The sequence below is a fragment of the Flavobacterium panacis genome (assembly GCF_024649945.1).
Lineage (GTDB): Bacteria > Bacteroidota > Bacteroidia > Flavobacteriales > Flavobacteriaceae > Flavobacterium > Flavobacterium panacis.
Map to the genome: position 1 here is coordinate 43,001 of NZ_JANKMS010000005.1, position 18,704 is coordinate 61,704.

The 18,704-nt window shown below is 32.7% G+C and carries 22 protein-coding genes; 17 read left to right on the plus strand and 5 right to left on the minus strand.

The genetic code is table 11. The features are described 5' to 3' along the window. The first annotated feature begins 5 nt into the window (after positions 1-5). From NQQ59_RS12080 to NQQ59_RS12090, 3 genes are all read left to right on the plus strand, one after another. The gene (locus NQQ59_RS12080; protein ID WP_144215522.1) at positions 6-602 is read left to right on the plus strand and encodes a Crp/Fnr family transcriptional regulator; all 597 of its coding nucleotides are present in this window, start codon (positions 6-8) and stop codon (positions 600-602) included. A gap of 81 nt (positions 603-683) precedes the next feature. Next, positions 684-971: a hypothetical protein gene (locus NQQ59_RS12085; RefSeq protein WP_144215523.1), complete on the plus strand. Its 288-nt coding sequence runs from the start codon at positions 684-686 to the stop codon at positions 969-971. Next, positions 968-1,366: a group III truncated hemoglobin gene (locus tag NQQ59_RS12090; protein WP_144215524.1), complete on the plus strand. Its 399-nt coding sequence runs from the start codon at positions 968-970 to the stop codon at positions 1,364-1,366. The genes NQQ59_RS12085 and NQQ59_RS12090 overlap by 4 nt, the downstream gene beginning before the upstream one ends. Positions 1,367-1,396: 30 nt before the next feature. Here NQQ59_RS12090 and NQQ59_RS12095 read toward each other — a convergent pair whose 3' ends face one another. Next, positions 1,397-2,050, minus strand: coding sequence for a 4'-phosphopantetheinyl transferase family protein (locus NQQ59_RS12095; RefSeq protein WP_144215525.1), 654 nt, complete (start codon positions 2,048-2,050; stop codon positions 1,397-1,399). A gap of 305 nt (positions 2,051-2,355) precedes the next feature. On the opposite strand from NQQ59_RS12095, the gene ahcY reads away from it, so the two are divergent. The 12 genes from ahcY (at position 2,356) to NQQ59_RS12155 (ending at position 11,191) form a co-directional block, all read left to right on the plus strand. Next, the gene (gene ahcY, locus NQQ59_RS12100) at positions 2,356-3,672 is read left to right on the plus strand and encodes an adenosylhomocysteinase (RefSeq protein ID WP_144215526.1); all 1,317 of its coding nucleotides are present in this window, start codon (positions 2,356-2,358) and stop codon (positions 3,670-3,672) included. Positions 3,673-3,814: 142 nt separating this feature from the next. Continuing rightward, positions 3,815-4,276 carry a hypothetical protein gene (locus NQQ59_RS12105; protein WP_144215527.1) on the plus strand — a complete coding sequence of 154 codons (462 nt, stop codon included), beginning with the start codon at positions 3,815-3,817 and terminating at the stop codon, positions 4,274-4,276. Between the two features lie 291 nt (positions 4,277-4,567). Continuing rightward, positions 4,568-5,095: a hypothetical protein gene (locus tag NQQ59_RS12110; protein ID WP_144215528.1), complete on the plus strand. Its 528-nt coding sequence runs from the start codon at positions 4,568-4,570 to the stop codon at positions 5,093-5,095. Positions 5,096-5,121: 26 nt separating this feature from the next. Next, on the plus strand, positions 5,122-5,460 hold the full coding sequence (locus tag NQQ59_RS12115; RefSeq protein WP_144215529.1) for a DUF7668 domain-containing protein: 339 nt from the start codon (positions 5,122-5,124) through the stop codon (positions 5,458-5,460). 30 nt (positions 5,461-5,490) lie between these two features. Further along, a complete protein-coding gene (locus NQQ59_RS12120) occupies positions 5,491-5,775 on the plus strand; it encodes a hypothetical protein (RefSeq protein ID WP_144215530.1) in 285 nt (94 codons plus the stop codon). Positions 5,776-5,786: 11 nt separating this feature from the next. Next, positions 5,787-6,872, plus strand: a complete 1,086-nt coding sequence (locus tag NQQ59_RS12125) for a WG repeat-containing protein (RefSeq protein WP_144215531.1) — start codon at positions 5,787-5,789, stop codon at positions 6,870-6,872. Between the two features lie 98 nt (positions 6,873-6,970). Continuing rightward, complete coding sequence (locus NQQ59_RS12130; RefSeq protein WP_144215532.1) at positions 6,971-7,966, plus strand: hypothetical protein; 996 nt, start codon at positions 6,971-6,973, stop codon at positions 7,964-7,966. Between the two features lie 42 nt (positions 7,967-8,008). Then, positions 8,009-8,341 carry a DMT family transporter gene (locus NQQ59_RS12135; RefSeq protein WP_144215533.1) on the plus strand — a complete coding sequence of 111 codons (333 nt, stop codon included), beginning with the start codon at positions 8,009-8,011 and terminating at the stop codon, positions 8,339-8,341. Positions 8,342-8,528: 187 nt separating this feature from the next. Continuing rightward, complete coding sequence (locus NQQ59_RS12140) at positions 8,529-9,371, plus strand: bifunctional helix-turn-helix domain-containing protein/methylated-DNA--[protein]-cysteine S-methyltransferase (protein WP_144215534.1); 843 nt, start codon at positions 8,529-8,531, stop codon at positions 9,369-9,371. A 116-nt stretch (positions 9,372-9,487) separates the two neighbouring features. Further along, positions 9,488-10,201 (plus strand): 2OG-Fe(II) oxygenase, encoded by a 714-nt coding sequence (locus NQQ59_RS12145; protein WP_144215535.1) that lies wholly within the window; start codon positions 9,488-9,490, stop codon positions 10,199-10,201. Between the two features lie 137 nt (positions 10,202-10,338). Next, a complete protein-coding gene (locus NQQ59_RS12150) occupies positions 10,339-10,584 on the plus strand; it encodes an Ada metal-binding domain-containing protein (protein ID WP_144215536.1) in 246 nt (81 codons plus the stop codon). Further along, positions 10,571-11,191 (plus strand): alpha-ketoglutarate-dependent dioxygenase AlkB family protein, encoded by a 621-nt coding sequence (locus NQQ59_RS12155; protein ID WP_144215537.1) that lies wholly within the window; start codon positions 10,571-10,573, stop codon positions 11,189-11,191. Before NQQ59_RS12150 ends, NQQ59_RS12155 begins: the two co-directional genes overlap by 14 nt. Before the next feature lie 8 nt (positions 11,192-11,199). Here NQQ59_RS12155 and NQQ59_RS12160 read toward each other — a convergent pair whose 3' ends face one another. Further along, positions 11,200-11,520: an MmcQ/YjbR family DNA-binding protein gene (locus tag NQQ59_RS12160; protein WP_144215538.1), complete on the minus strand. Its 321-nt coding sequence runs from the start codon at positions 11,518-11,520 to the stop codon at positions 11,200-11,202. Between the two features lie 31 nt (positions 11,521-11,551). Beyond that, a complete protein-coding gene (locus tag NQQ59_RS12165; RefSeq protein WP_144215539.1) occupies positions 11,552-12,307 on the minus strand; it encodes an NUDIX hydrolase in 756 nt (251 codons plus the stop codon). Between the two features lie 251 nt (positions 12,308-12,558). Here NQQ59_RS12165 and NQQ59_RS12170 point away from each other — a divergent pair, with 251 nt between their 5' ends. Both NQQ59_RS12170 and NQQ59_RS12175 read left to right on the plus strand, forming a co-directional pair. Beyond that, positions 12,559-12,816, plus strand: a complete 258-nt coding sequence (locus NQQ59_RS12170; RefSeq protein WP_144215540.1) for a hypothetical protein — start codon at positions 12,559-12,561, stop codon at positions 12,814-12,816. A gap of 157 nt (positions 12,817-12,973) precedes the next feature. Then, positions 12,974-14,995 (plus strand): hypothetical protein, encoded by a 2,022-nt coding sequence (locus NQQ59_RS12175; protein WP_144215541.1) that lies wholly within the window; start codon positions 12,974-12,976, stop codon positions 14,993-14,995. A 42-nt stretch (positions 14,996-15,037) separates the two neighbouring features. Here NQQ59_RS12175 and NQQ59_RS12180 read toward each other — a convergent pair whose 3' ends face one another. Next, positions 15,038-17,266 carry a glycoside hydrolase family 3 N-terminal domain-containing protein gene (locus tag NQQ59_RS12180; RefSeq protein ID WP_144215542.1) on the minus strand — a complete coding sequence of 743 codons (2,229 nt, stop codon included), beginning with the start codon at positions 17,264-17,266 and terminating at the stop codon, positions 15,038-15,040. A gap of 12 nt (positions 17,267-17,278) precedes the next feature. Then, complete coding sequence (locus NQQ59_RS12185; protein ID WP_144215543.1) at positions 17,279-18,703, minus strand: glycoside hydrolase family 30 protein; 1,425 nt, start codon at positions 18,701-18,703, stop codon at positions 17,279-17,281. Position 18,704: the final 1 nt, after the last annotated feature.

Consider the following 18,704-nt stretch of genomic DNA (forward strand, 5'->3'; position numbering starts at 1 on the left):
CCTTTATGATCGCAGTTGAATTATTAGAGAAATATGGTGCTGTAAAAAAAACTTTCGGCAAAAATGAAATTATTTTTGAAGAAGGAAATCTACCAACACATTATTATCAGATTATTTCGGGTGAAATTAAAATGTGTAACTATAATGATGACGGACGAGAATTTATCCAGGGAATATTTTATAAGGAACAATCTTTTGGAGAGCCTCCGTTATTTCTCAACCAAAAATATCCTGCCAATGCTATTACTGTTGAAGAAAGCCAGATTCTGCTTCTTCCAAAACCTCACTTTTTGAAACTGTTAGAAGAAAATCCTTCAGTAAGTATTAAAATAATCGAAAATCTTGCGCAACGATTATATTACAAATCTATAATGGCCGCCGAAATCTCTACACACGAACCTGAACATCGGGTCTTAAAATTAATCGATCACGGAATTGCTTATTTCAATTTTCAAAAAGATAAAAATGGTTTCCTAATCAACTTTACAAGACAGCAGATTGGCGATTTAACGGGTTTACGTGTAGAAACAGTTATCAGAGCCATAAAAGCATTAGAGAAAAAAGGCGAATTGAAGATTATTAATCGAAAAGTATACAGATAAAAAAGTTCTAGTTTTATGATTTTAATCATAAAATGCAGTCGTATTGTGAGCGTATCTTTGTCATATAAAAATCTGAATATCATGACACTATATCAAACAACATTCGACATTTTCAATAAAAATTATATGGGTTCTGCTGCTATGGCAGTAATTGGACAAAGCTGTTTAGGTGGCGCTGCTGCAATGTATGTTTTAGCTAACGGAACTTCAATTCCACAAATGATTCAGCTAGCTATTATTGTTTTAGCTTGTATCTTTGTAAACACTTCAATTTTGGCACAGATGAAACACAAAGTGGTTTTTAATCTTTTAATTTTAAGCTCAATTTTAAGTGTAGTATTTATTCTTTTAAACACCCTTTTTCTGTGAAAAAACAAATAGAAAACAGAGCAGATATTGCTTTTCTGGTAAATACATTTTATGATAAAATAAGAGCCGATCAAGAAATCGGCTTTTATTTTAACGAAATGATTACCGATTGGGATTTACATCTCGAAAAACTAACTGATTTTTGGGAAACCAATTTATTTGGCGTTCGCAAATACAAAGGAAATCCGCATGCTGTCCACAACGAAGTCGATGCTCATTTTGACGAAAAAATCACAGCAAACGAATTCGGAATCTGGCTCAATCACTGGTATCAGACATTAGACGAGCATTTTGAAGGCGAAAATGTAGAAACCTTGAAAAGACGCGCTCGAAAAATGAGTACTTTTTTATATATGAGCATGTTTCAACACCGTCAAAAAGAAAGTGAAGTTTAAAAGCTGAAAACTGTCACTGAGACTAAAAAACTATTTCTCAAAAGCATAAACCAAAGTAAAAATTCCCTCAAAATTATCCGATTTGATTTCCTGATAATGTACATCAAAATCTTTAATCAAATTATCAAAATGAAGACTTGCCTGCGTTTGGGTTTCACCTAAAGAAAAGTTGCTCACATTGATATGATCTTTAAAACTTATACCTTTTTCATTTCTAATTTTAAAGATTGCTTCTTTGGCTCCCCAGATAACGGTAAGTTTTTTTATGTATTCTTCTGTAGTTGATGGATCTAAATAATTACATTCAAAATCAGTGAACTTATCGGCAATTCTCTGAATTTTAAAACGTTGTAATTCCATGTCGATTCCAACCGTTTCTTGACTTATAATAATCGCTGCAAAATGATAGGAATGCGTTATTGAAATGTAATTATGACAATCAAAATACGGTTTCCCAAATTCGTCATAATGCAAATCTTTATCTGTAAAGCCCATTTCCTGAATCAGCATGCGAACACTTAAAAAAGCACGCTGATGCATTTCAGATTTCATTCCGTTTAATCTCTTTTGTGTTTTTTCCTTTAAAAAAACTACTTTGCTCAATAATTCATCGAGAGATTCTGTTATTTCCCAAATTAAAATTTTAGTCGTTTCGTTAAACTGTATGGTCTGAAATAGAGGCATTTCTTTTTAATTGTAAATTATGAATGGTTAATTATAAGTTTTTTAAACCATATAAGTGATATAAGAAAATATAACTGTTGGCTCAAAAAATGTATTAGTAAATATAAGCAATTAGCGACAAAGGTAATAGTTAAGAATCTTTTTAAATGAACTTATATCACTTATATGGTTCAAAAATGATTCTTAAACTAACATTCTAAAGATTAAGAAATTAAAGATTTCACAAATCTGAGAGAAAATAGTAAAATTCAAAAGCTATTCCTTAAATTTGCAAAAATTTTACAATACATACAAATATACTATAAATGAGTACATCGACTACGCCTTATGTGGCTTTCAAAGTAAAAGACATTTCTCTAGCGGCTTGGGGAAGAAAAGAAATTGAACTAGCTGAAGCTGAAATGCCAGGTTTAATGGCACTTCGCGCTGAATACAAAGACGAACAACCATTAAAAGGTGCTCGTATTGCTGGATGTTTACACATGACGATTCAAACTGCTGTTTTGATCGAAACTTTAATTGCTCTTGGTGCAGAAGTTACTTGGTCTTCTTGTAACATTTTCTCTACTCAAGATCAGGCTGCTGCTGCAATTGCTGCTGCTGGAATCTCAGTTTACGCTTGGAAAGGTCTTGACGAAGAGTCATTTGACTGGTGTATTGAGCAAACTTTATTCTTTGGTGAAGACAGAAAACCATTGAACATGATTTTGGATGACGGTGGAGATTTAACTAACATGGTTATCGATCGTTACCCAGAATTAGTTGCTGGAATCAAAGGTCTTTCTGAAGAAACTACAACTGGTGTTCACAGACTTTACGAAAGAGTAAAAGCTGGAACTCTTCCAATGCCTGCAATCAACATCAACGATTCTGTTACTAAATCTAAATTTGACAACAAATACGGATGTAAAGAATCTGCTGTAGATGCTGTACGTCGTGCAACTGACTTAATGTTAGCTGGAAAAAGAGTTGTTGTTTGCGGATACGGTGACGTTGGAAAAGGAACTGCAGCTTCTTTCAGAGGTGCTGGTTCTATTGTAACAGTTACTGAAATCGATCCAATTTGTGCTTTACAAGCTGCAATGGACGGTTACGAAGTTAAAAAATTAAACACTGTAATTGCTAATGCTGATATCATCATTACCACTACAGGAAACAAAGATATCGTTCTTGGAGAGCACTTCGAACAAATGAAAGACAAAACTGTAGTTTGTAACATCGGACACTTCGATAACGAAATCGACATGGCTTGGTTAAACAAAAACCACGGTGCGTCTAAAATCGAAATCAAACCTCAGGTTGACAAATACAACATCAACGGTAAAGATATCATCATCTTGGCTGAAGGTCGTTTAGTAAACTTAGGTTGTGCTACAGGTCACCCAAGTTTCGTAATGAGTAACTCATTTACAAACCAGACTTTAGCTCAAATCGAATTATGGAACAACAGTGCAGCTTACAAAAATGACGTTTACATGTTACCAAAACATTTAGATGAAAAAGTTGCTGCTTTACACTTAGCAAAATTAGGTGTTGAACTTGAAGTTCTAAGAGAAGATCAAGCTGCTTACATCGGAGTTGAAGTTCAAGGTCCATTCAAACCAGAATACTACAGATACTAAAATCAATTTTAGATTTAAGATTGTAGATTTCTGATTTACTGAAATCATATATCAAACCCGACAAGTTTTAAAAACTTGTCGGGTTTTGTTTTTTCAATTACTAAGCTATTTTTACATATTTTTGATCAACAAAATCCAAATTATGAAAACCCGTTTTTTTCTTTTATTAATCATAATATTACCCTTTTTTTCACATGCCCAAGTCGACTACAGCATGCAATCGCCAATTCATGATCCCATTACCGGAATGCCAATGTCGCGTCCTAATACTCCAAAACTGGAAACAGTGAAACCTCTTTCTAGAAATTATAAAGAAAAAATGCAAGCCAAATTAGAAAAAGAAGAAAGAAAACTAATAAAACTTGCCGCAAAATCATGGGAAATTGAACTCGATTTGAGAGCAGAAAAAAAAGCGCTAAAAACTCTTGAAAATAATACCAATGATCCTGATCTTCAGAAAAATACAGAAAAACAAAAACAAGTAATCGTTAAAATTGAAGAAAATCTAAAAAGAGTAAAAACCGAAGAAGAAATAAGTTCCAAAAAAGTAGCCGATTTAGAACTTGCAGTAGAAGACGCAAAATTTAAAAGAACAGAATACTAAACACATTTTCAAACCCGACAAGTTTTAAAACTTGTCGGGTTTCTTTTTTAATCTAAAATCTGAAATCTAAAATCATTTGGGCGTGTCACCATCCCGATAAGAGGGCAAAAATACTTTACGCTTATTCGCCCTCTTATCAGGATGCTGTCGGGCTATCCGCGCTACTTCGGTAGCTAGCTCCTATCCCTCACGCTTACGTAGACCAAGAAGTAAGATTTAATCAGATATTTTAGACGATTCTTAAATTATAATCCTAAATTTGAAATACCATAACCCCAATAAAATCAAATCATGAGATTCCGTATCATTTTAATGTTATTAATTTCCTTTCCTTTTTTTATCAATGCTCAATCCAGTATGCAGCGACAAATGCAGTCTTCAAATGCAATGTTCAGACAACAAAATCAAATGTTTTTGCAGCAACAGCAACAACAACGTATGATGGCCACAATGATGAACAATATTGAAACTAAAGAAACAAAACTGGCTAAAGAAGAACAAAAACTAAAAAAAGCAACAAAAAAATTAGAAGAAAGAGAAGCTGATTTCAAATTAAAACAAGAAGAATTAGCATCGATTGAAAATAATTCAAATGCACAAAAAGATATCGAAAAAGCAAAAAGCAAAATTGAAAAAGCAGGAAAAAAAATAAACAAATCAAAATCTGATATCGAAACCAGTTCTTCTAAAATTCAGGATTTACAGCAACAAATCGAGTCAGACAAAATCAAAAGAGCCGAACTTGTTAAAAAACACGAAGAAGAAAAAAGACTTAAAGAAGAAGAAAAAGCCAGAAAAGAACAAGACAAGAAAAAATAAAAACTCCTCTTTAAACCTACTTTAAAATGGTTGAAAAAAGCATTGCAGAAACAGCATTCAAACTAACTTGTGAATTAATAGAAAGTATTAACGAAAAAAATTTCAAAAACCTAGAAGATAATTTCAATATTAGCCCAGCTGTTTTAGAAGAAATCAAAGAAGAATTGTTCGACTATTTTGAAACTGAAAAACTACCCAAACTCAAAATTCTGGAAACTCATTTTGATATCTTTAAATATGATACCACAGAAGGATTCGGCATCGAAACCACGATTTTCACCCTTGATAATAAAGAAACCGAATTGACTTTACATACCGAATTCTACAATAATAACTTAAGATTTAAGTTAATTGAAGTAATGTAGAATTCTTTTTTCAATTCAAAAACATCAAAAATGATCGAAAAAATTTCCTGCGACATACACGGTTTAAAAGAAATGTCTTTTTCATGTATTCATCTTGCAACAGCAATAGATTCAAAAAATCAGGTTGGTTTTTATTATTCAGAAGCCGAAGGAGATCTTCCACAAATTGCTTGGTGTGGCTCTTGTGAACAATATCTTTTAGACAACGGCGAAGAATGGACAGAAACTTTCCAAAACTTAGCCGATTTCAAAATGTTATGCTCTGATTGTTTTGACGAAGCAAAAAATAATGAAGAAGAAATTCATCTTAGATAAAAGCATTTTTCATGAAAAAGATTATCGCCCTTTCTCTATTCTATTTCCTTACTTGTTCAACATTTGCTCAAAGCAATGATGTTTGGGTCGCATTTCCGAATAAAGACACCACATTAACAGGATTTAAAGATAAAAACGGAGTAATTAAGATTGAACCCAAGTTTTCTGGTTTTACAACCGCAAGAGAATTTGAAAACATAATCGCTGTAAGTGAAGAAAAAAACAACAAATGGGAAAGCTATTATTTAACCAAAAAAGGCAAAGTCGTTGGTCGCGATAGTTTGTATGTTTTTGACAATAGTCCAGACTGTGAAAACGAAGGTTTTATCAGATTTACAGATCGTAAAACGGATAAAATGGGAATCTTTAACAGCGAAGGGAAAATTGTAATTCCAGCCCTATACAGCGATGTATCAAAAGTTCATAACGGATTAATTTCTGTCTTAAAAGACGCTAAAAAGAAAAGAGATCCTTTGGGAGAACATTTTTTCTGGACTGGAGGAAAAGAGCTTCTTATTGACCTCAACAATAAAATTCTAATTAAAGGCTTTAAAAGCGATAACAATTTGAATTTTTATTCGCTTCAAAAATCAAAAGAACCAAGCAAAGACAAAACAAGAGACAATTTCCTTGGAGTTGATGGTCAATACTATTCTTTCATTAATTATGAAAAAGAATTTAAAAACTGGCTCAAAAACACCTTACTTTCAGATTTATCCCAAGCCAATTTAGAAAAACATTCTTTCGATAAAATTACGTATTGGAAAGAGCCAGATGGATGGCTAAATGTACCGAAATCGAAGTTTATAGAACAAAATTATATCTACTTAAAATTAAAGCTGGAGGAACTTAAAAATCCGAAAACAGATTACTTTGTATCAACAGACGGACTGAATCAGTTTATTTTTGAATCGAGTGAATATGATCTGTATTTCAACAATTGTAACGAGTCGAAAGATTGGTTATATCCCGTTAAAAATATCGTAATCAATTCGAAAAATGACGCCGATTTTGGACAAGATCATTTTCATTTTTTAAGAACTGAAAATGGTTATAAGTTAATTAGTGTTTCCTCAAAAAAGGAAATTTTAAAATAATTTGGTGATTTTTTAATATAGCCCGATTTCTTAACAACTTTAAAATCTATATTTTAGCAGTGTAAAATAGTACTAAATCTTTTCATTCTGCATAAAATATGACGAAAAATACTTTACTAATTCTTCTTATTTTTTCTTTAAGTTCTTGTGCTACTATTTTCAACAAAAAAACTCAGACGCTTTCAGTTTCTACAAATTCGATTAATGCAACAGCAAAAATCAATGACAGTATTTATAAATTACCTGCAAAAGTAATTGTTAAAAGATCCAAGAAAGAACTGCCAATCGAATTGGTTTCTGATAGTTTGATAACAAAATATATGCTCTTGCCTTCTGTAGATGGAAAATTTGTTTTTGGAAACTTAGCATTCTTTGAATTATTACCTGCAGCTTACATTACGGATTTTACAAATCAGAAAAGATTTTATTACCAAGACAATGTTTTTCTTGATACTCAGGATTCTGTTCGCATCATTAAAACAAATATGTCAAAAGCTTTTTCAGGATTCAAACATCATTTCACAAAAGAATATCCAACAAAAAAAGGTCAGTTCAATTTTGTTCTGGCGTTGCCCTATGTCAATACTTTTCATTTTAAACCATCTGGCGAAAATTACATTAACAAAACAGGATTTTTCGGTTTCTCAGCTGGGATCGAATATTTTTATACTACTAAGAGGTATTTTTCGGCTAATTTTAGAGCTGTCAGCGATTTTGAACTTCCTTTTCCAGTTCCTTTGGAACAATTTGATGAATATGAAAGATTAAATTCTTTCAGTTTTGGAATTACTCACAATCATAAAATTAGAAGATTTTCTGTCGGCTATGGTTTAAACTATTCCAGAAATGTTTGGCACAAACATTATGACGAATATTTTCTAGAACCTGGAGATGAAACAGGCATAACAAAAGACAATAGAACATTAGGAGCAACATTAAATGGTTATTACCAGATGGGCTCATTTTTTTATATAGGTTTAAATTACAATCAAAGTTTCCTAAACCTAGAAAAATCTTCTCAATCTAAGCCTGAAAATGTAATCTCTTTAGATTTTGTTTTTAAATTATCTCCCAATAAGAAGAGACTGAAATAATTCTTTTAAACTTTAAACTTTACCTTTGTAAAAAAGTAAACTATGAAGAATTTTCTGTTTTTATTCTTAGCCATAATTTTCGAAATCATCGCAACTTCAGCATTAAAAAAGTCTGAAGAATTTACCAAAATGCTTCCAAGCATTATTACTGTTATTGGTTATTGTGGTGCATTTTATTGTTTGAGTTTTGCTATAAGAACTATTCCCGTTGGTTTTGCTTATGCGATTTGGTCTGGCGTTGGTATTGTTTTAATTACGATTATAGGTGCCGTATTCTTTAAGGAAATTCCAGATTTACCCGCAATTATTGGTTTGTCATTAATTATAATTGGGGTTATTGTGATTAATGTTTTTTCGAAGACTACTGCTCATTGAAGTAATGCCACAAAGACACTAAGTCACAAAGTTTCTACTTTTTAGTTTTTCGACCTTGATAAAAGCAAACAATACTAAAAAAAAAACTTCGTGCCTTAGCGTCTTTGTGGCAGAAAAAAACAAAGCAAGTTTCAGATTTTATACCTTCTAAAACCAATCGATATTTGTATTATAAAATGGAAAGAAGATGAACACACAAGAAACCATCAATTATAATCGTATCGCCGAAGCTATAGATTATATCAAAGCTAATTTTAAAGATCAACCCAATTTAGATGAAGTGGCGGAAAAAGTACATTTGAGTCCGTTTCACTTTCAGCGACTTTTTAGCGAGTGGGCAGGAACTAGTCCAAAGAAGTTTTTACAATATACCAGTATTGAACATGCCAAAAAATTACTCAAAGAAAATCAGGCAACAATTTCAGAAACTGCTTTTGAAACTGGACTTTCTGGCACAAGCCGACTTCACGATTTATTTGTAAATATCGAAGGAATGACGCCAGCCGAATATAAAAACGGAGGAAAAAATCTTGAAATCAATTACAGTTTTGCTGAAAGTCCGTTTGGGAATATTATTGTGGCTTCAACACAAAAAGGCGTTTGTTTTATGGCTTTCGCCGAAGATGAAATCACAGGATTTATCGCCTTAAAAGATAAATTTTCGAATGCACAATTTTCTAAAAAACTGGATTTATCACAGCAAAATGCACTTTTCATTTTCCAGAATGACTGGAGCAAATTATCAGAAATCAAACTGCATTTAAAAGGAACCGATTTTCAATTGAAAGTCTGGGAAGCACTTTTGAAAATCCCAATGGGACAGCTTTCTACTTATGGTTCTATTGCCAATCAAATTCAGAAACCAAATGCATCACGTGCCGTTGGAACAGCGATTGGAAGTAATCCTGTTGCGTTTTTAATTCCGTGTCATCGCGTGATCCAATCTTCTGGAACATTTGGCGGTTATATGTGGGGAAATACCCGAAAAACAGCCATTATTGGCTGGGAAGGCGCGCAAATAAATCTTTAAGTTTTTTTCGCCACGAATTACACGAATTTATTTTTTTTAATTTGATGAAAAATTTGTGCAATTTGTGCAATTCGTGTAATTCGTGGCGAAAAAAAATCTCAATCTAAAACTTCTTTATGCAAAATATACAATCAAAAATTGCTTCTCAAAACTGGGAAAGCATCACCGAATCTATGCACGAAAATGGCTTTGCCATTATTCCGAATGTGTTGAATAATGAACAATGCGAAGACTTAAAATTTGATTATGACAATCCTAATTTATACCGAAAAACAGTTGTTATGGAACGTTATCGATTTGGTTTGGGAGAATACAAATATTTCAATTATCCGCTTCCTGATTTGATTCAAGAACTTCGAACTTTGATTTATCCGAAACTAGCGTCAATTGCCAATTCTTGGATGAAAGCTTTAAATATCAATACCATTTTTCCAAAAACACATGAAGAGTTATTACAGCAATGTCATGACAATAATCAACTAAAAGCGACAGTTTTAATTCTAAAATATGGCAAAGGCGGCTTCAATACTTTACATCAAGATTTGTATGGCGATGTTTATTTTCCAATTCAAATTGTACTTTTTCTAAATGAACCCGATGAAGATTTTACTGGTGGCGAATTTGTTTTAACGGAACAAATACCAAGAGCACAATCGAAAGCTATTGTTTTAAAACCTAAAAAAGGAGATATTCTAGTTTTTACAACCAATTTCAGACCTGTAAAAGGTACAAAAGGGTATTATCGCGTGAATATGAAACATGGAGTAAGCGAAATTCATTCAGGCGAACGATATACATTGGGAATAATTTTTCATGATGCTCTTTCATAATTTTATTTCTCGCAAAGTCGCGAAGTCGCAAAATAGACAACTCAACTTTATGTTTTAAGTTTTAAATTCTTTGCTTCTTAAATAGAACAAAAACTTTGCGTTTTTGCGACTTTGCGAGAAATTTATCTTTAAATAATATGCTTCATCACAACAAAATTTCAGATTTAGATCTTCGAAATAAAATTAAAAAAGGCGAAATTTGCTTTGGTGGAAACCAAAAATTAAAAATCTACGGAACACTTAAATGTTCTTCTGGAAAAAGAATGAAACGCGAAAATCGTGTTTTCTTTTCTTCTGAGAATGAAGCCAAACAAAACGGTTTCAGACCTTGCGGACATTGCATGAAAACTGAATATCAAAACTGGAAAAATGGACTTATTTAATCCTCAAACAGACGAAAACACCAATTTACTTCCGCAAGATGGGACTGTAAATTATTACGGAAAATTGTTTTCCAGAGAAGAAGCAGATTACTATCGTGATATTTTATTGAATACCATTGAATGGAAAAATGATGAAGCCATCATCTTCGGGAAATTAATTTTAACCAAAAGAAAAGTAGCCTGGTATGGCGAGAAAGAATTTGAATATACTTATTCCAACACCACAAAAAAAGCGCTTCCTTGGACACCTGAGTTATTAAAACTAAAAGCCATTATCGAAGAAAAAACAGGAGAAACTTTCAATTCCTGTCTGCTGAATTTGTACCATTCTGGTGAAGAAGGAATGGCGTGGCACAGTGACGGCGAAAAGGATTTAAAAAAGAATGGAGCAATCGGATCTCTAAGTTTTGGTGCTGAGCGTAAATTTGCTTTCAAACATAAAGAATCTAAAGAAAAGGTTTCTTTAATTTTAGAACATGGAAGTTTGTTGGTTATGAAAGATGAAACGCAAACCTATTGGTTGCATCGACTTCCTCCCACTAAAACAACAACAAAACCAAGAGTAAATCTGACTTTTAGAACTATTGTAGAATCAAATCTAATGTAGAAATGGTTCTATGTTTTCTTTGAAGCTACATTCTCATACGAACGTATTAAAGCATCTTCAAACATTTCAGGTCTTACTTTTGCGAGTTGTACAATGGTCCAGCCTTGCTTTCCCCATTTATTGGGAACTTCATAGAAAATCTTTTCGCTTGACGAACAAAAAACAGATTGATCGATTTCATTTAATTTTAAAACAGCTCGGTTATTTTTTTCATCAAAAGTGGCAAATATCTTTTTCTTGATTCGAAATGAGGTTTTCTCAAAGTGAGGTTCTTCTCCAGCATCTGGAAATGATAATGCTAATTTTCTAAATTCGTCAATTGAAACCATAATCATCATTTTTAAAGATTAAAGTCTGCTTCTACCAACCTTGATTCAAACCATTTTTAAGAACCTCATCGTATTTCTCTTTGTCAAAAGAATACAAGTTTGGTGCTTTGTGTGCTACGTTACTTTTCTTTTCGTCCAGTTTAGTCAGGATTCCGATATTGGTGATTTTGCGTAAAAAATTTCGACGATCTAGTTTTTTATCCAAAATGGTTTCATACAATTTTTGAAGTTCTGGAATTGTAAATTTTTCTGGCAGCAAATTAAAACCAACTGGCATTAAATTCAATTCGGCTCTTAAAGTATCCAAAGCTTTATCCAGAATTTCTCTGTGATCTAAAATTAGTTCTGGTACTTCTTTATGATCAATCCATTCTACAATTTCATGTCTTCCAGTTGGGTTAGGAATAATTTTCGAAAAATCTACTAAGGCATAATAGCCAATCGTAACAAAACGACGTGTGAGCCATTTTCCTTTTTCTTCATCAATTTGCAGGTATTCGAGTGTTTTTTTGTCAAAATGCTGATCATTTCGTTTGACCTTTCCAAAGGTTGCAAATTGCCTTAAAAAAACGCCTTCAACGCCTGTTCTTCCGTTTAAGACTGTATTTGCAGCAGTATCAATATCTTCATCAACAGGAATAAAACCGCCTGGTAAAGACCATTTCTTGGCGCGTTCTACTTTTATCAATAAAACTTTTAACTGATTGTCATGAAAACCAAAAATTACACAGTCGATAGAAAGTCCTGGCTGGTAGTTTTCGTTGTTATCTATAATGTCTTTTAACATTCAAATTGAGTATAAATCCTTCTAATAACGATGCAATTTACTTCATTTTTACAAAATCAAGTACTTTTTTGATAAATTATAGAAGTGTATGAATTACAATTTTAACTATAATTTAAAGTCAAATTTAAAAAAAATAATTACATTGCGTCATAATAACACATTAATGCTTTTAATTGTTAAAAATTAAAGAAAAATAATACAAGCTGTTCCATTTTTCTTCAAGTGAGCGTAGAAATTTAAACACAGAAGTTATGATTAGCAATCCGTTAAAAAACATCAATAAAAAAATTAGAACCAAAATCTGGACTTCATTCGGATTTGTTTCTAAGACGTATCTTTTGGAAGCTTCATTAAAATATAGTGAAGAACAAGAAAGAATTTTTAATGAAATGATTGTTGAAAAAGATGCCAAAAATAAAAAGGCCAAGCAAGAAGCTTATGAAAAAGCTTTGTATGCTTCGTACAAAGGAATTGGCGTAATGGATTTTGTAAATACTGTTTTGAAATAAACCTTTCCCTGTAATATAATTTATAATGCAACCTCACTTTCTTTCCGAGTGAGGTTTTTTTTTATCATAAATTTCACAATAGTAATAGAGTTAAATCGTTTATTATTATTTATTTTTATTCTTTTAAAGTAAGAATATACACCTACAAATCACAGATATGGAAAACATCGTAGAATCAGAAAGTTATAAAATTCAAAAACCTGGAGACTGGGCTTCAAAAATTGATGACAATCAGCTGATCGAATACATAAAAGAATCTGATTTTTCAAAAAAACAAGTTGACGAAGGTCGCGATTTCTGTTATTTCTTAGATAAAATCTATTACACAAGCGACACCGAAAACAGCGAATATGCTTGCGTTGCTTACACACTGAACGAGCCGTCAAATATGGAAAGCGCTTCTGCAAAAGACATAATTGTGGAAGAAAATGAAACTTACGTTATTCACCGAATCAGCGTTTTAAGAGATGGAGTTTTAATTGACAAAATTCCAGATACAAAAATTAAAGTTCTAGATAACGAAAGCCAAAGTGAAGGCGGTATCCTAAGCAGTAGTAAAAAAGTAAATATTACGATCAAAGATTTACGTCTTTATGATATTTTAATTACCGAAGATTCAAGAGTTAAAGTTTTCAGTGATCGTGATTTTCTTCGTAAAGAATTTTTAAAATATGTTTATGTAACTCCAAATACGTATTGGGCTTACGGAAATTATAAATTTACATTTATCAATGACCGTAAAGAAACGATTGCTTACAAGAAAACATTCTTCAGAGATGAAAATGGAACCGTTTTGGAACCAGAAATTAATTTGCTGAAAAAAGGCGAAAGATTTGTAATCGAAAAGGAAAACTATATCAATTCTTTTGATGAAAACAGAGAAGTTGCACCATACATCGATTTTGCTACAGATCGCAACTGGACAGATTTGTCTAATTATATTTCGCCTCTTTACGAAGAAATTTACAACAAATCTTCTTTAAAAGAATTTGCTCCAAACCTTGCAGAAAAACTAGATGCAATCGCTGATCAAGATGAGCGTTTGCAATTTGCCATTGACTATGTTCAAAATCATGTTTATTATGTTTTTAATGCAGATGAAATGAACGGGCATAAGCCCCAAGAACCTGCAGTTACTTACGAAAATAAACAAGGAGATTGTAAAGCCAAATCGGTTTTATTGAAAGTTGTTTTGGATTATATCAATGTTGATTCTTCTGTAATTTTGGTCAATTTTAATTCAGATCATTATATTTCACATTATCTCCCTTCGTTGCTAACTTTCAATCACGTGATTGTAAAAGTGAATTATAAAGATGAAACTTATTTTATTGACGCAACTGCCAGAGATGAATTTGGATTAATTGAAAATCGTGGTTTTATCTACTTCATGCATTATTTGGAAGTGAAACCAAATAAACAATTGGAAATTAAAAAACCACACAAATTTCCTTACTACGGTATTAATGAAAAAGCAGATTTCAGCGCTCAAAACAATTCTGGTGCTTTAAAACTGACTACGACTTACAAAGGAAATCGCGCGAATTACATGCGTAAGTATTTTAAAAACACGAACAAAAGAGAAATCATCGACAGCTGGAATAATTTCTTGTTTTATACTTTAAATTATTCGAATGACCGAAATGGAACTGATATAAGAACCATTTTTCAAAATGCTGCAATTGATATTGTTAGCGATGATAAAAAATTGAACGAATTTACGATTCAATATAAAGCTTCTATTGAAAATCCTTATTTTGTTGATTCGCAAAAGAATCGTTTTTTAATGTATTTTGACCGAAATGTGGTAAAGAATAATGCGAGGGATTTTATGCACACAGACATTCCGTTCTGGCATAATTTTGATAATGAAAGATATGAAATCAATCTTCAAACTGATCAAAGAATAGATACAGAAGAGAAATTTACCATTCAAGAAAGTACGATCAATAATCCTTATTTTGATTTTACAAGCCGTAAAAAAGTAACCAAAAACGGAGCATCGATTGTGATTGATTTTAAGCCTTTAGTGAATTTAGAAATTCCTACTAATGATTTCGAAAAATTCAGAAATGATCATCACACCATCGCTGATAGTAATTTCGGAATTGGAATTGATATTATTGAACAAGGTTTTATGAATCTTATCAAATTCAATTTTAAGAAACGTCTTAAATAATTGTAATAAAAAAGGGGCTTATTTAATGCCCCTTTTATTTTATTATTTTGCCAATAATTCAAAATCAGATCTTAATTTAATATCTGCAGATGAAGCACCGATCATTACTTCAAAATCTCCTGGTTCAGTTCCCCATTCTAATTTATTATTGTAGAAAGAAAGTTTTTCTTTGTCAATTGTAAACTCGATAGTTTTAGATTCTCCAGCATTCAATTTTACTTTTTGAAAATCTTTTAATTCTAAAACTGGTCTTACCACAGATCCAAATTTATCTTTCAAATACAACTGTACGACTTCTTCTCCAGCTACTTTTCCGCTATTTTTCAATTGGAAAGAAACTTTAATTGTTTCGTTGTTTTTCATTTTAGTTGAAGATAATTTCAATCCTGAATAATCAAAAGTCGTATAACTCAATCCATATCCAAATGGGAATTTTGGAGAGTTTTTTAAATCGATATAAGCCGAAACATAGTTAAATGAATTCTCATCTTTAGCTGGTCTTCCTGTGCTGAAATGATTGTAATAAATTGGCACCTGTCCTACTTCTCTAGGAAAAGTCATTGGTAATTTCCCAGACGGATTATAATCTCCAAATAAAACATTTGCAATTGCGTTTCCAGCCTCAGAACCTAACCACCAAGTGTACATAATCGCAGGAACATTGTCTGCTGTCCAATTGAAAACCAAAGGTCTTCCAGCATTAATTAAAACTACAACTGGTTTTCCTGTTGCCTGAACCGCTTTGATCAAATCTTCTTGAACACCTGGCAAATGAATATCACTTCGGCTTTTTGCCTCACCGCTCATATCATGTCTTTCACCAACACTCAAAATAACAACATCAGCTTGTTTTGCCGTTGCAACAGCTTCTGCAAAACCATCTTTATTGTCGCCAGTAATTTCACAACCTTTTGCGTACAATAACTTTGTGTTTTTACCTACTTTGTTTTGAAGGCCATCCCATTGCGAAACTACCCATTTATCATAATTTACTTCTGGTAATTCTACAGCCCAAAATCCCATATTGGCTTTGTACTCTTTTACCATCGGACCAATAAAAGCAATTGTCTTTACACTTTTAGAAATTGGTAAAGTCTGTTTTTCATTCTTTAATAAAACGATACTTTTCTCTGCCATTTCGCGAGCTGCTTTTCTATGCTCTGGATTATTTAGTTCTTTTTCTTCACGTTTCCCATCCGAATATTTGTAAGGATCATCAAATAAACCTAACTCGAATTTCTTGCGAAGAATACGTCTTACAGCATCATCAACCAAATCAATAGAAACTCTGCCTTCTTTTACTAATTCTGCTAAATGTTTACGGTAGGCATTACTTTCCATATCCATATCACTTCCTGCAGTAATCGCTGAGTAAGCTGCTTCTTTCAAATCTTTTGAGTAACCGTGTGCTACCATTTCTCCGATTGATCCCCAATCTGAAACTACAAAACCTTGAAAGTTCCATTTTCCTTTTAAGATATCTCTTTGTAAATGTGCATTTCCAGTTGCAGGAATTCCGTTAATATCATTAAAAGAGTTCATAAAAGTTGCCGCACCAGCATCTAAAGCCGCTTTAAATGGAGGCAAATAGGTTTCTAAAAGCATTCTTTCACTCATATCTACAGAGTTGTAATCTCTTCCTCCAACTCCTGCTCCGTATGCTGCAAAGTGTTTTACGCAGGCCATAACGGAGTTTAAATCTCCTAATTTATTTCCTTGAAAACCTTTTACTCTCGCATAAGCAATTTTAGAACCTAGATAAGTATCTTCTCCTGCACCTTCCATTACACGTCCCCAACGTGGATCACGACCAATATCTACCATTGGTGCAAATGTCCAATGAATACCGCTTGCTGCTGCTTCTGTTGCCGCAACTCGCGCTCCTAATTCGATTGCAGCTAAATCCCAACTTGCTGCTTCTGCTAAAGGAAGTGGAAAAGTCGTTTTGTAACCATGAATAACATCTTGTCCGAATAACAACGGAATTTTAAGTCTTGACTGCATGGCCAATTCTTGGTATTGTCTGGTATATTTTGTTCCGATAACGTTTAGCATCGAACCAATTAAACCTTGTTTGATTTCGTTTTGTTTGTTCGGATTGATTGTAATTGGTCCAGTTGCCTGATTGTCGCCAGTATACTGATTTAGCTGACCAATTTTTTCTTCAATTGTCATTTTCTTCAATAGATCATTGACTTTCTGATCTATTGACTGTTGTGCCGACGCAAAGAGCGAAAGCATAAACAGTGTAATTGTGGTTACTTTTTTCATAGTTTAGGCTGTTTACCAAACGTAAGTAGCAACTGCACCTGCGTTTAGCGTAGTTGAAGTTTGTTGTTGATTGTATTTTATATTAAAAGTTTCTGCCGAAGCTCCGTCATTTTCTACAATTAAAACAGTTTGTCCTGATGGAGTTTTGAAGGCAACATTGTATAAGTTTCCTGAAATATTACTTGCAATTCGCACCGAACCTTCTGGAACAAATTTAGAAGCATGTCCGATAATATAATATCCTACTTCTCTTTTGATGTTTTGATTTTGATCAATCATCAAAGCACCTTTACAAGTTGAACATCCTCCTGGCGTGAAAGGTTTGTAAAACTCATCATTTGCTAATCCCCACGAAAGTGCATTTTTACTCCAATTTCGCATTGAACCAATTACCACATTTTTCACACTCCATTTTAAATCCGTTTCAAAATTGGTTCCTGTTCCTGTATATTGTTCCGTAAAATACAAATCTTTGTTTGAAAATGCATTATGAACTGTCGTTAAAGCACTAATGTCTCCTTCATATAAATGAAAAGCTGATCCACTCACAAACGGATTTGCTTTCGGATCTTTTAAAATCGTCAACGGATATTCTGGTTTGTTGCAATTGTGATCGTAAACAATGATTTTGGTTTTGATTCCTGCTTTCGCGAAAGCGGGACCTAAATTATTTCCAATAAAATCGGCTTGCTGTTCTGCCAACATCAGTAAGCTCGGATTATTTCCAGGATGTAACGGTTCGTTTTGAGGCGTAATGGCATCAATAACAATCCCGTGTGATTTCATCGCTTGAATGTATTTCACAAAATATTCGGCATAAACCTGATAGTATTTTGGTTGCAAACTTCCGCCTTTTGAACTTCCGTTATCTTTCATCCAAACGGGTGGCGACCACGGAGAACCCATTATTTTTATCTTCGGATTTATGGCTAAAATTTCTTTTAAAACCGGAATAACATCATTTAAATCTGGTCCAAGATTAAAATGTTCCAGATTTAAATCTGTTTGGCCTTCTGGCATATCATCATACGAAAAAACTTTTTCATTCAAATCTGATGCTCCAATACTAATTCTTATATAACTTAAACCAATTGCATCTTCTTTTCTAGAAAACAATTCCTGAAGCAGTGCTTCTCTTTTTGGCTTGTCTAGTTTTAAAATCGCTTGAGCACTTCCTCCGGTTAATGAAAATCCGAAACCTTCAATGGTTTGAAATTTCTCTGATGGATTTACTTCAATGGTTTGATTTGAATTTGTTTCTGAAGTAAAAACCAATTCAGGTTGTTTTTTAAGTTTCGAAGTTTCATCTGTAGTGGTGATCCAAGAAGAAACTTTTCCAGTATTTTTTACAGCATTTGTTGAAGATCCACAGTTGAACTGCATTGCAATTAAGGGCAGTAAAACCAGGATTTGAAGTTTTTTGTTGATGTTTTTCATT